Genomic DNA, 12,800 nt, shown 5'->3' with positions numbered 1-12,800 from the left:
GGTTTCCGGTGGCGCGGCTCTCAATGAAGATGTCGGACTGTTTTTTCACGCGCTTGGTTTAACAATTTTGCAGGGCTATGGACAGACAGAAGCGGCCCCTGTTATCGCGGTTAACCGGCACGACAGAATAGATATGTCCACTGTCGGCCCTCAACTCAGGGGCGTTGAAATCAAAATCGCTGATGACGGCGAAATACTGGCTTCGGGCGAGCTTTTGATGTCAGGCTATTGGAATGATCAGAAATACACCGATGAAACCATTATAGGTGGTTGGCTACATACCGGAGATATTGGCGAAATTGATCATCGTGGACGCTTAAAGATCACTGACCGCAAAAAGGATATTATCGTTTTATCCGGGGGTGATAACGTTTCCCCTGCTCGTGTAGAAGGGGAGCTATCTCTCCACCCTTCAATTCATCAAGTCATGGTATACGGGAACAAACGCCCTCACTTAACGGCTATTATCGTGCCGGATGATGAGTTTCTCGACCTATGGGGAGAAGCCAACGGAGTTGCCGCCGTTCTCGCCTCTGTACACAACAATCCTTCGTTAAAAATCTCTATCGCCAAAGCCGTTGATCAAATTAACAAACAGCTCTCCCCGCTTGAGAAAGTGCGTAAATTTGTGATCGCCAAAGAACCTTTCACAATTGACAATGAAATGATGACACCAACGCTAAAAGTGCGACGCCACAAGGTTATTGAGGTATATGAGGAAGAAATAGAGTCCCTTTATCCCAAAGTATCAAAATAGAAATTGCAAAAAAACGGCCCCAACATTTAGTGGGGCCGTTTCATTTAGTAACGTTTACGCATAAACGGTTAGTCGTTCAAACTTCCGCTAACACGGTCTCCGCTTGGTGCATAGGCAATCCCTAAATCTTCTTGACGAAGAGACTTTACCAAGCCAATCATCATAAAGATCATGATAATTGAGAACGGCAATGCTGCGGCAATCGCCGCCGCCTGTAAGGCTTTCAGCCCCCCTGCCATTAATAGCGCGGCAGCAACAAAGCCTTCCCCAAGTCCCCAAATAACACGGTGCACAGTAGGTGGATTTTCATCCCCGACGGATAGAAGAGTATTAACCACTAAGGTACCAGAGTCAGAAGAGGTAATGAAATAGGTCGCAATAAGGAGTGTCGCAACAATCGCAGCGATTGATCCCATGAAACCAGCATTCATTTTTTGCAAGGTTACATATAGAGCTGACGTCAAATCAGACTTAACTGCCTCGACGATACCCCCGTCACCAAAGAGCTCGATATGCAATGCCGTACCACCAAATGCGGTTAACCAGACAGCACCAAGTAATGTTGGCACCAATAGAACACCTAGAATAAATTCACGGATTGTCCGGCCACGTGAAATACGCGCAATAAACATACCTACAAATGGTGCCCATGACATCCACCAGCCCCAATAGAAAGCTGTCCACCAGCCTTGCCATTGACTTGCTTCGTCATTTGCATTGGTCCAGAGGCTCAAAGGAATTACATTTCCTATATAATCACCCATGTTCTGCAGGAATGATCCGAGAAGATAACGGGTTGGGCCGAAAGCAATAAAAAATGCCAGAATTGCAATGGACAACCACAGATTCACCTCGGAAAGGATTTTAACCCCTTTACCGACGCCAGATACGACAGAGATTGTTGCTAAACCAGAAATAATGGCAATCAACACCATCATTGCTGCCAAGGCGGGTTCGGTTTTCGTAACGCCGTCGGTAATCGTTTCCGTAATCCAGAAACCCCAACCTGTAATTTCATACAGTCCAGTGGCCATCTGCTGAACACCAAGTCCAAGAGACGTCGCAACACCAAAGACTGTACCATACACAGCCAATAGATCAGCGAGATGCCCAATAGGACCATAGATACGTTCGCCAATAAGCGGATACAGCGAAGAACGAATGGTCAAAGGCAAGTCTTTGCGATAGGCAAAGTACGCCAATGACAAGGCAACGATTACATAGATTGCCCATGGGTGTAATCCCCAGTGAAACAACGTGATGCGCATGGCGACTTGTGCCGCTTCTGCTGTTTGCGACGCATCTTCTGAAATAAAGGGGTTAGACTGAAAATGGTAAATTGGCTCGGCAATTGACCAGAAGACCAGACCGATCCCCATACCAGCACCAAACAACATTGCGAACCAAGAAAAATAACTGAATTCCGGTCTATCGCTATCTTTACCCAAACGAAGATTACCGTATCGACTAAACAGTAACCAAATAACAAAGAACAAGAAAGATGCAACAATTCCCAAGTAGTACCATTTCATGGTGCCAACCAGGAAATTGTTAATTCCTGTAAAAAAATCACCTACGCCTTCGGTGGCAACAAACGCCATAACCACCAAGGCGAAGACAAGAAACTTCGACCATATTGCCATGGTCGGATTCAAACCTTTTAGAAAGCCTGATTTTGCTCTCATATTTAATCCTCCCTGAAAGAACCCGAATTGGGCCGAGGATATAATGGGAAAGCCAAAATCCTTTTCATGGTTATTAACGACCGTTTTATCGGTGATTCAGGAATAAAAATACCATCATACGCGCTTGGAAACAGACCCCATTCGTTGATCCTAAAGCACAGATAAATAGATATAACCCAATAAAAACAATAGGAAGAACAATTTGAAGAATAATAAAATCAATACTCAGTTAACTGATTAACAGTTTATTTATAACATTTCTATTAACGACCATTTTTATCTAAATTTGTAAATTTTCATTCTTTGACACAACAATTTCCAACCCCACACTTGACTTTAAACTGAAAAGGCTACAACTATGAGTGATTACTCACTTATAATTAAATAAGTAAAAACACAAAGTTAGTTTAAATCTTCAAAACAATTCGGCACTATACAGCAAAAGACAATAAAGAGGCGGAGTAGCTAGGGATGTCCCCAGACGATAAAAACAGAGAAGACGAAACTTTGGCAAATCAACCTCAGTCCAAAGAATCTGGTGGTGAAAATCTATTGCACCTTATGCAGAGCAAACGTTTTCTGCCTCTTTTCCTCACTCAGGCATTGGGGGCTTTAAACGATAACCTCTTTAAAAATGCCCTCGTTGTCTTGATTACATACAAGATGCTCCACCTGTCCCCGGAAGAAGCAAAGGCAATGGTCACCCAAGCTGCGGGCATCTTTATTCTTCCCTTCTTTCTCTTCTCTGCGATCGCAGGTCAAATTGCAGACAAGTTTGAAAAGTCGCGTTTAATTCGCCTTACAAAGTACCTTGAAATAATCATTATGGGGCTTGCCAGTTATGGCTTTTTGACGAACTCCCCCGTCTATCTGATGGTCGTCTTGTTCTTAATGGGAACACAGTCAGCCTTCTTTGGTCCCCTTAAATACAGTATTCTTCCTGATCACATGCGTGATGAAGAGCTTATCGGTGCAAACGGGCTGGTCGAAGCAGGAACATTCTTATCCATTTTAATCGGCACAATCATCGGCGGCATTGTTATTATGACAGAGGATGGCTTGATGACTGTCTCCCTCCTCATCATAGCTCTGTCCCTGATCGGCCTTATCACGAGCTACTTCATTCCCAGAGCTGAAGCCTCTGAGCCATCCCTAAAAATCAACCCAAACTTTCTGGCAGAAACCTATAATCTGGTTAAACACAGTGCGGGCAATCGTCCGGTCTTTCTCTCTATTATGGGTATTTCCTGGTTCTGGTTTTTTGGGGCAACGTTTCTTTCTCTATTCACGCCATTGGCAAAACAAATCATTGGCGGAAACGAGTTGATCAGCGTTCTCTTTCTTACCATGTTTTCTATCGGTATCGCTCTCGGCTCGCTAATATGCAACAAGCTGCTCAAAGGTGAAATCACAGCACGTTACGTTCCCTTTGGCGCTCTGGGGCTATCGCTTTTCAGCTTTGACCTGTATCTCGCATCTAACACCATAACACCCGCGTCATCCTCGTTGATTGGCCTCGCAGAATACTTCCAACGCCCCGAATTAATCCGAGTTCTGATTGATCTGCTGCTTATCTCTATTAGCGGTGGCCTCTATATCGTGCCGCTCTATGCCATCCTTCAACATGAAAGTAGCGAAAGTCACCGGGCAAGGAATATTGCCAGCAACAATATCGTCAATGCCCTGTTTATGGTTGTCTCAGCCATTGGGGCAACGGGCCTGTTCATGCTTGGCTTTACTATTCCTGAAATATTCCTGATCGTTGGGATACTCAACCTTTTCGTCGCTCTCTATGTCTGCAAACTCCTGCCCGAAGTTCCAACAAAACTATTCTTCAGACTCATACTAAAAATCTGTTTCCGCGTGGAAGTCAGAGGCGAAGAAAACCTCAAAGATCTTGGCCCCAAGGCCGTTATCGTCATCAACCATGTTTCTTTTCTCGATGGTATTCTTCTTGCCGCTTTCTTACCCGGCCGTCCCACCTTTGCGATAGATACCTATGTCGCTCAGCGTTGGTGGGTAAAACCTTTCCTATCCGTCGTTGATTCCTATCCGATCGACCCGACCAATCCCATGGCAACCAAGACCATGATTAATGTGGTCAAGTCTGGCAAGCGCTGTGTGATCTTCCCCGAAGGACGTATTACTGTCACCGGGGGCATGATGAAGATCTTTGAAGGCCCCGGCATGATTGCGGATCACGCAGATGCTCCTTTGCTGCCCGTTAATATCGAAGGGGCGCAATACACGCCCTTTTCACGTCTCAAAGGCAAAATACGCCAACGCTGGTTCCCCAAGGTTATTATCACCATTCATCCGCCCAAGAAACTTCGCCTCAGTGACGATATTCGCGGCAGAGAACGTCGTTCAGCCATCAGCGTGGGGCTCCACGATTTGATGAGCGAAACCGCGTTTACCTCGTGCCCACCAGAAGGCGGCCTGTTCAAGAACCTGTTGGATGCCCGTGATATTCACGGTGGTGACGCCGCTGTTGTCGAAGACATTCAACGCGCACCGCTTTCTTACGACAAACTCATTACATCCAGTTTTGTTCTCGGCGACAAGTTTGCCAACCTGACAAAGCCGCAGGAGATTGTCGGCCTCTTACTCCCCAACTCTTCGGCAGCGGCGGTATCATTCTTTGCGATACAGGCCATCGGGCGCGTCGGGGCCATGCTCAATTTTACCATGGGCGAAAAGAACCTGCTGTCCTGTTGTAAAACAGCAGAGATCAAAACCATCATCACATCCCGTAAGTTCATCGAACTCGGACGGCTTGATGATCTGGTTGATGCGCTGGGTCGTGAACACAAGATTGTTTATCTCGAAGATCTCAAAGAGGAAATCTCTCTCGGCAACAAGCTGTGCGGTTGGGTGAAAAGCCATTTTGCCAGATCATTCCACAATAAATCTGCACCAGAGAGTAACGATGCAGCTGTCCTTCTGTTCACATCAGGATCAGAAGGTGTGCCAAAGGGCGTCATGCTCAGTCACAACAACCTTCTCTCTAACAGAAACCAGCTTGCCGCCGTGGTCGATTTCAACTCGACGGACACCGTTTTCAATGCCCTACCCATTTTCCACTCATTTGGCTTAACAGGCGGCCTGCTTCTGCCAATCCTCTCTGGCATTAAAACCTTCCTCTATCCATCTCCACTCCACTATCGCATCGTTCCCGCCCTTGTGTACGACACAAATGCAACCATTGTCTTTGGCACAGATACCTTCCTGACAGGTTATGCCCGCGTTGCCCACCCTTACGACTTTTACTCAGTACGGCATATTTTTGCCGGTGCGGAAAAGGTTAAGGACAGCACCCGAAAAACCTGGTCAGAAAAGTTTGGCCTGAGAATTTTGGAAGGCTACGGCGCGACAGAAACCTCCCCTGTTCTGTCCACCAACACGCCACTGCAATACAAAGCGGGCACCGTCGGGCGCTTCCTGCCCGGCATTGAAAGCAGGCTGGAACCTGTTCCCGGTATCCCCACGGGCGGACGTCTCTTCGTCAAAGGTCCCAACGTCATGAAGGGTTATCTGCGCGCCGAGGCTCCCGGACAGCTTCAACCACCCAAAGACGGCTGGTACGACACCGGGGACATTGTCGTCATGGACATTGATGGCTTTATCTCCATTCAGGGCCGCGCTAAACGCTTTGCCAAAATCGCAGGTGAAATGGTCTCGTTGACGGCAGCAGAAGATCTCGCCAGCAAAATCTGGCCCGGCTTTATGCACGCCGTCATCGCACGCCCGGACATCAAAAAGGGCGAACAACTCATCCTCGCCACAGAATGCCCGGACGCTACCCGCGCCATTCTGTTAAAAGAAGCACAAGAACAAGGTATCAGCGAACTGATGATCCCCCGCGAAATCGAAATTATGGATAAAATCCCCGTCCTAGGCACAGGTAAAACAGATTATCAGACATTGCAGAAGACACTTGTGCCTGAGGAGGTTTGAGTAAAAATCATTCTATACAAACAACTTGTTCTTCTTGAATACCAGGCACCATCGCATTGAGGCCATACCAATATTGAATCAAAGGCGTATGAGACGAATTGATTAGTGGGGAAAATTCTTCTGCCTCAACATCGGTAAGGTTGATAGTGACATCATCGCTATTATAAGGGAACAAGGATGCAGTAACGGCAAGTTCAATAGTTTTTTTATTTTCTTCAAAAATTTCTATAGATTTTGTACTAATAGAAGTTTCAAATATTCCAACATTATAAACCATCTGCTTACTTGTCGGGGTTTTATCCTGAAGGAAAAAATTCCAATGACCTATTTCAGCATTTTCCTTATAGTATTCATATAAATCTAATTTTTTAGGATACCTGTTTTTAAACAACTTCTCGCCAGTAACCAGCGCATAGCGATATATGTCTTCCCAAAAAACAAGAGCAATACTTACTTTTTTCGATGTATAAACAATTTTAACATTGGTTAACTGTTCAAATTTTGCGAACAGTTCTTTTGCATAAGCTACTTCTGCATCTTCGCCATCAAGAAAAACCTTAAGTTCATGGCTATTCCAACGCGAAAAATAAGCATCATCATTTGGGAAGACGAGTTTCTTAAACTCGCGACAATACTCTTCTCTTGATATGTCGTTTGTAAAGCCAGAATCTGCATGAGCTCTTAGTGGGACAGCCAAACAGCTAAAAACAATCATAAATAAATAACTATAACCGATATTTTTCACAGAATTTCACCACTAAAATCATACAAAAAAACTCACGCATAACATGTAATCTCAAGTGTATGGCACAACAACATTTAGGAGACAATTAGCATTTCTACTCTGAACAGGTATAACAATCGGTAGAACCTAAAAGCTCCCCTATTCAAATCTCACAAAAAAACCCGCCGATTGGCGGGCTTTTTCTTCAACGATGTGCGGTGAGATTACACCATACCAAGAGCATGCTTATAAACGTCGATAAGCTCTTCCTGCTCCATGCGTTCTTGCTGTTCCAGTTTGCGGAGAGAGACAATCTTGCGCATGATTTTTGTATCGAAACCAAGTGCTTTAGATTCGGCATAGACTTCCTTGATGTCGTCGGCGATGCCTTTTTTCTCTTCTTCCAGACGCTCAACGCGCTCGATAAATCCGCGAAGACGGTCCGCCGTTACACCAGCGATTTCACCTGGCACGGGCGCTGCGCTAGAGGAACTTGTTGTTTCTGTTGCCATATCATCTGACTGGCTTTCGTCAGAAGTATTTTCTTCGTAGCTTGATTCGAAATCGCTCATGCCCGGGGCCCTTTTATAAAATCACGTGTAATGAGTTGTCTCATAAATTGTCTGTGCGGAAATTAGCGCCCTGCTTCTACTTTGGCAATGCCCCGCAGTAGCCAAGGAGACTTTTTTAACAAGATGTCTCTCGCTTACCACAGTCTGCTTAATGGTTGCCTTAACTGACTTGCAAGATTAATCGTGCGCGGGTTTGCTTTTCTCAAAGGCCGCTTTTTGTTCAGCCGTTGCTTCCAACTGGTGCTTCGATTTCCATTCGTCATAAGGCATACCATAGACAATTTCGCGCGCCTGCCCGTAGTCCATGGTCTCGCCTTTTTCTTCGGCGGCGGCCATATACCATTTAGACAAACAGTTCCGGCAAAATCCGGCGAGGTTCATCATATCAATATTCTGAACGTCTGTTCGATCTTGCAAGTGCGAAACAAGGCGTCTGAACGCCGCTGCTTCCAGTTCCAGTTTGGTTTGCTCGTTCATGATTTTTCTTCTCCCAAAACAAGGTACTTCTTTTTGTGCTTATTTTTATCGATAGCACTTTATTTCTTTAAGCGACGGGCAATGCAAAACCTCTTCAAAGGCATTGATCATATGGGTCGTCCATTGATCTATGCCCGCCTGATCTGAAATTAGATCCTGACGAATTTCAATCAGGACATTGGGTAGTCCCCGTCGATCCGCATGCATTTCCATTGTATAGCCATGACCATCCCGGCCAGTGTAGGGCACGTTGTCCCCACAGTTAAAGCCTTGTTGCGTAAAAGTTTCAATCAAGGGCAACGGAATGCGAGGATCTTGATTCCACAACACGCAGACAGGCCACGGGCGGGCAACACCGGCCATTTCATGGGTCATACTGTGCATGGACACGATGATTGGCACCTGCCCCTGTTCAATCATGTTATCCAGCGTCGTCTGAATTTGATTGTGATAGGGCCAATAAAAAGCGTTTAAGCGGGCTTCTCGCTCTGCCTCTGGCATATCCTGATTTGCAGGAACATGACATCCGTCGCTAACCAAAGGCATCAGGGCATCGTTATCCAGTTTGCGGTTCGGATCGACCAGAAGGCGAGAAAAGTTACTAAAGATTGCCCGAGAATTAAAATGATTAGCGATCCCCTCGGTCACCCCCTTGATACCGATATCATAGGCCACGTGCCGATCCAGATGATGATCTTCGACGCCAAGGTTGTTGCGGGATTTAGGAATAAAAGATGTCGCGTGATCACAGAGAAAAACAAAAGGGGTTTCAGCATCTTCATTAATAACGCTCACCGGGCTTGGTTCATCCGAAGCCAGAATTTGGATATCCATTATCTTCCTATTACTTTTACCTTAATTCAGGCCTTATGATGAGGCCCTGACTTTACGCCGATACTCTATGCCCAATACCACTGAACTCAAGGCTTTTATGCCTTCCTCAATATTGTATTGGTTTGGTGTGATTTCCAGAGGAATTTTCGCCATCGCATCACCAGCCCACGAACATCAGAGATTACTTTCTCATCACAGCTGAAAGCTTTTGCATGCAAAGTCAGGAAGCTATCTAGCATCAAAGACAAAAACCGACCAGATTTTTCATCACAACGTCAAAGAAAGGCAGGAATAACAGTTATTCCGAAGGCTTCTCTTGACGAATGCCCCTGTTCATTTCCATAAAGGCATCTCTGGTTTATGACACTTGTTAAGCGAAGGCCCTGTAGATGAACGCGATATCCCCTAAAAAGTTCCTACGAGATCTCTTCCAGGCTGGCCTGGATGCAGCAAATCCCCGATTGGCTGTGCCTGACTATCTACCCAAACCACCCAAGGGAAAAACCGTCGTGATAGGCGCAGGAAAGGCCGCCGCTGCTATGGCCAAAGCTGTCGAGGAAAATTGGGAAGGGCCTATAGAGGGCCTTGTCGTAACTCGCTATGACCACGACATGCCCGAGGGTGAAAAGTGCACCCGCATCGAAGTTGTCGAAGCCGCCCACCCTGTACCGGATACAGCTGGTCGTGAAGCAGCAAAGCGTATCTATGAAATGGTTCAAGGCCTCAGTGAAGATGACCTTGTTCTCTGCCTTATATCCGGCGGTGGCTCATCTTTGTTGGCTCTGCCCGCTGACGGCCTGTCCCTTGAAGACAAGCAGACAATCAACAAAGCCTTGCTGAAATCCGGCGCAAACATCATCGAAATGAACACGGTACGTAAACACCTATCGGCCATTAAAGGCGGTCAGCTTGCCGCCGCGGCAGCCCCGGCACAGATGGTTAGTCTTTTAATCTCTGACGTGCCCGGCGATGATCCCGATGTCATTGCATCCGGCCCAACCGTTCCAGACCCCAGTACTTTTGCAGATACTCGTGCTATTCTTACCAAGTACGATATTACACCACCAACATCGGTTGCCGCCCATTTGGAAAAGGCCACCAACGAAACGCCCAAACCAAACGACCCGGTTTTTGCCAACTGTTCAATGCACATGATTTCCCGTCCTCAGGATTCCCTTGATGCCGCAAAAATTGTTGCTGAAAAGCATGGTTTTACGCCTGTTGTCCTAGGCGATTCAATTGAAGGGGAAGCGCGGGAAGTTGCCAAGGTTATGGCCGCGATTGCCAGACAGGTCGCAAACCACGGTCAACCCGCACAGGCACCTTGCGTTCTGTTATCCGGTGGCGAGACGACTGTTACAGTCAAAGGAAATGGACGCGGGGGCCGGAATGCAGAGTTTTTACTCGCCCTAGCGGTAGAGCTGGACGGCGTGGCAGATATCTTTGCTCTAGCCTGTGACACAGACGGGATCGACGGCAGTGAAGACAATGCTGGTGCGATTCTGAGTCCTGATACGCTTGAACGTGCTGAAAAACTTGGCATCAACGCCAAAGAACATCTTGCCAATAATGACGGGTATAGCTTTTTTCAGGCCCTTGATGATCTTATCATCACCGGACCGACACGGACAAACGTCAACGATTTCCGTGCAATTGTCATTATGCCAAAAGGCTAAGACCACCGAACAGCGCTATACACACGAAACGAAGCAGGTTGCCTAAAGTGCAACCTGCTTTTTTGCCCGTTTCATATCCATAAATGACTGTGCACTGAACAAGAAGACGGCAAACCAGATCAATCCGAAAGATATGGCATGTACGTTGGTAAAGGCTTCGCCAAAAAGTAATACTGCCAAGAGTAAATTAACCGTGGGTCCAACGTATTGAATCATACCAATTGTTGAATAGTTCAAACGTCTGGCTGCTGCGGCAAAGCACACAAGCGGTACAGTTGTTACAACACCCGCCAACATCAACAACAAACTGATATCTGCACCACCCGCAATATAAACCATCTCATTTTGCCCTCCAATCCAGATCAGGTAGCCCAACGCAATCGGTGTAACCATTATCGTTTCCGCAAAAAGCCCGACTTGGGCCCCGACAGGCAAACGCTTTCTAATCAACCCGTAAAACCCGAATGACATTGCTAAGATTAAAGAAATCCAGGGAAATTCGCCCCCTATATAAGTCAAATAGCCTACGGCGACAGCCGCTAACCCCACTGCGATTCCCTGTAACAACTTTAGCCGCTCTCCAAGTATGACAACGCCAAGAAGGACGTTAACCAGAGGATTGATATAGTACCCAAGACTTGCTTCGACCAAGTGTCCATTTGAAATCGACCAGATGAAGACAAGCCAATTCACCGCAATAAGTACGGCACTAAGAAGCAGCCATCCCCAAATTTTTGGCGAACTGAAAACCGCTTTAATCTCAGGCCATCTTTTCCGTGCGAACAGCAAGATCGCAAGAAGAACTAAAGACCAAATCACACGATGGCTCAGAACCTCCAGAGGTCCAGCCGCCTCTATCTGTTTGAAATATAGTGGTGTCAGCCCCCACCATAAAAATGCGGCCAGAGCCAGAAATACGCCCTGAAGAGTGTCACGTGTCATTTTGGAAATCCTAACCAGAGAAACTCAGACTACTCTGGGTAAATTAACTTTGCCAGACAGATTACATCGCCAAGCCCAATTATTTTATAAAATATGCTATAAAATAATTACCAATGTTCTCAAGTGCTTCTTTGCTAGAAGATTATTCCTACTCTTATAACACTGGACACAAGTTCAAGTTATTTTACTCTTAATTATAACGTCTTGTCGGTTCTGCTCTGCCTCAAACGTCTTTTGCTGGATGATATTCAATTACAAGGAAATATGATGCTCTATTCATTCCTAATATATTCTGCCGAAGGTATTCATGGACGACTATCCCCTGAAGAACAGGAACTCGCCCTTGAACAACACCGATTACTCCAGAAGAAGCTGACCGAAAGAGGTGACTTTGCTTCTGCAAAACTGATGCCTGTTAGCAATGCAGTGACACTGAAATCCAAAGTAGATCAAGATCAGAAAACCTTGGTCACTGATGGTCCCTTTGCTGATACCAAAGAACAGTTCGTTGGTTTCTATCTGGCTGAGTTTCCGAACCTTGACGAAGCCATTGCTATGGCCGATGTGATCTCTACCCCCTATCACAGCATAGAAGTAAGGCCGGTTTCTTGGTCAGGGGGAACCCTTTCGAGTTTTCAAGATGATTAATCCCGCAATCCGTTAACCGGAATAATCCAACATGCCTCAACATCCCTGGCTTCAGGCCAGATTTGCAGATATCCGTCCCAAGGCCATCGCTGCACTGGTCAGTTATTTTCGGGATATTGATCTTGCCGAAGAAAGCTTTTCTCTCGCCTGTGTTAAAGCGCTGGATGTATGGCAAAAGCAAGGTTTACCCGATGATCCCTTTGCCTGGCTTTTGACGGTTGGTCGCAATGCCGGACGGGATATCATTCGCAAGAATAATACCCGTGACAATCACAAAACGCTCCAAGCTCAAGAAAGCACAAATCACAACGCCTTCGACGATGTTCCCCAAGAAAATGAATTCCGCGATGATTTTCTACGCCTGCTTTTTATTTGCTGCCACCCAAAACTGTCTATTCAGGATCAATCAGCACTCGCCCTGAAAATCGTCATTGGCTTATCCGTCGAAGAAATTTCCAGCGCATTTCTTGTAAAATCCAAAACGATGGAACAACGGATTACACGAGCAAAAAAAACAATCGCAAAAGA

General features: G+C 46.2%; 11 protein-coding genes. 5 read left to right on the top strand and 6 right to left on the bottom strand.

What is annotated here, in order from left to right:
* Positions 1-757 (top strand): AMP-binding protein (locus Q0241_RS18565; protein ID WP_299380533.1); only part of this gene is annotated, 757 nt, incomplete at its 5' end.
* Positions 758-825: 68 nt separating this feature from the next.
* On the opposite strand, the gene Q0241_RS18560 is transcribed toward Q0241_RS18565, so the two are convergent.
* A complete protein-coding gene (locus tag Q0241_RS18560; RefSeq protein ID WP_299380531.1) occupies positions 826-2,442 on the bottom strand; it encodes a BCCT family transporter in 1,617 nt (538 codons plus the stop codon).
* Positions 2,443-2,913: 471 nt separating this feature from the next.
* Between Q0241_RS18560 and Q0241_RS18555 the strand changes: the two genes are divergently transcribed.
* Positions 2,914-6,399 (top strand): acyl-[ACP]--phospholipid O-acyltransferase, encoded by a 3,486-nt coding sequence (locus Q0241_RS18555; protein WP_299380529.1) that lies wholly within the window; start codon positions 2,914-2,916, stop codon positions 6,397-6,399.
* 7 nt (positions 6,400-6,406) lie between these two features.
* On the opposite strand, the gene Q0241_RS18550 is transcribed toward Q0241_RS18555, so the two are convergent.
* The 4 genes from Q0241_RS18550 to Q0241_RS18535 all read right to left on the bottom strand — a co-directional run bounded on the left by Q0241_RS18550 (position 6,407) and on the right by Q0241_RS18535 (position 9,006).
* The gene (locus tag Q0241_RS18550) at positions 6,407-7,144 is read right to left on the bottom strand and encodes a hypothetical protein (RefSeq protein ID WP_299380527.1); all 738 of its coding nucleotides are present in this window, start codon (positions 7,142-7,144) and stop codon (positions 6,407-6,409) included.
* Positions 7,145-7,347: 203 nt separating this feature from the next.
* A complete protein-coding gene (locus tag Q0241_RS18545; protein ID WP_299380525.1) occupies positions 7,348-7,695 on the bottom strand; it encodes a DUF2312 domain-containing protein in 348 nt (115 codons plus the stop codon).
* Positions 7,696-7,872: 177 nt separating this feature from the next.
* Positions 7,873-8,172, bottom strand: coding sequence for a DUF1244 domain-containing protein (locus Q0241_RS18540; RefSeq protein WP_299380523.1), 300 nt, complete (start codon positions 8,170-8,172; stop codon positions 7,873-7,875).
* 45 nt (positions 8,173-8,217) lie between these two features.
* The gene (locus tag Q0241_RS18535) at positions 8,218-9,006 is read right to left on the bottom strand and encodes an N-formylglutamate amidohydrolase (RefSeq protein ID WP_299380521.1); all 789 of its coding nucleotides are present in this window, start codon (positions 9,004-9,006) and stop codon (positions 8,218-8,220) included.
* A gap of 389 nt (positions 9,007-9,395) precedes the next feature.
* Here Q0241_RS18535 and Q0241_RS18530 point away from each other — a divergent pair, with 389 nt between their 5' ends.
* Positions 9,396-10,682 carry a glycerate kinase gene (locus Q0241_RS18530; RefSeq protein ID WP_299380519.1) on the top strand — a complete coding sequence of 429 codons (1,287 nt, stop codon included), beginning with the start codon at positions 9,396-9,398 and terminating at the stop codon, positions 10,680-10,682.
* A gap of 42 nt (positions 10,683-10,724) precedes the next feature.
* On the opposite strand, the gene rarD is transcribed toward Q0241_RS18530, so the two are convergent.
* A complete protein-coding gene (rarD, locus tag Q0241_RS18525) occupies positions 10,725-11,624 on the bottom strand; it encodes an EamA family transporter RarD (protein ID WP_299380517.1) in 900 nt (299 codons plus the stop codon).
* 267 nt (positions 11,625-11,891) lie between these two features.
* Here rarD and Q0241_RS18520 point away from each other — a divergent pair, with 267 nt between their 5' ends.
* On the top strand, positions 11,892-12,272 hold the full coding sequence (locus Q0241_RS18520; RefSeq protein WP_299380515.1) for a YciI family protein: 381 nt from the start codon (positions 11,892-11,894) through the stop codon (positions 12,270-12,272).
* 31 nt (positions 12,273-12,303) lie between these two features.
* Positions 12,304-12,800, top strand: a 497-nt coding sequence (locus tag Q0241_RS18515) for a sigma factor-like helix-turn-helix DNA-binding protein (protein WP_299380513.1), incomplete at its 3' end; no start/stop codon positions are given.

Origin of the sequence: uncultured Kiloniella sp., assembly GCF_937128705.1 — a bacterium.
Lineage (GTDB): Bacteria > Pseudomonadota > Alphaproteobacteria > Kiloniellales > Kiloniellaceae > Kiloniella.
Note: the sequence above shows the minus strand (reverse complement) of the source record. Positions and strands in the feature narration are given on the sequence as shown.

Coding starts and splice junctions, on each gene's coding strand:
- Q0241_RS18530 (WP_299380519.1), top strand. CDS start 9,396: ATGAACGCGATATCCCCTAAAAAGTTCCTACGAGATCTCTTCCAGGCT.
- Q0241_RS18535 (WP_299380521.1), bottom strand. CDS start 9,006: ATGGATATCCAAATTCTGGCTTCGGATGAACCAAGCCCGGTGAGCGTT.
- rarD (WP_299380517.1), bottom strand. CDS start 11,624: ATGACACGTGACACTCTTCAGGGCGTATTTCTGGCTCTGGCCGCATTT.
- Q0241_RS18545 (WP_299380525.1), bottom strand. CDS start 7,695: ATGAGCGATTTCGAATCAAGCTACGAAGAAAATACTTCTGACGAAAGC.
- Q0241_RS18540 (WP_299380523.1), bottom strand. CDS start 8,172: ATGAACGAGCAAACCAAACTGGAACTGGAAGCAGCGGCGTTCAGACGC.
- Q0241_RS18555 (WP_299380529.1), top strand. CDS start 2,914: ATGTCCCCAGACGATAAAAACAGAGAAGACGAAACTTTGGCAAATCAA.
- Q0241_RS18560 (WP_299380531.1), bottom strand. CDS start 2,442: ATGAGAGCAAAATCAGGCTTTCTAAAAGGTTTGAATCCGACCATGGCA.
- Q0241_RS18520 (WP_299380515.1), top strand. CDS start 11,892: ATGCTCTATTCATTCCTAATATATTCTGCCGAAGGTATTCATGGACGA.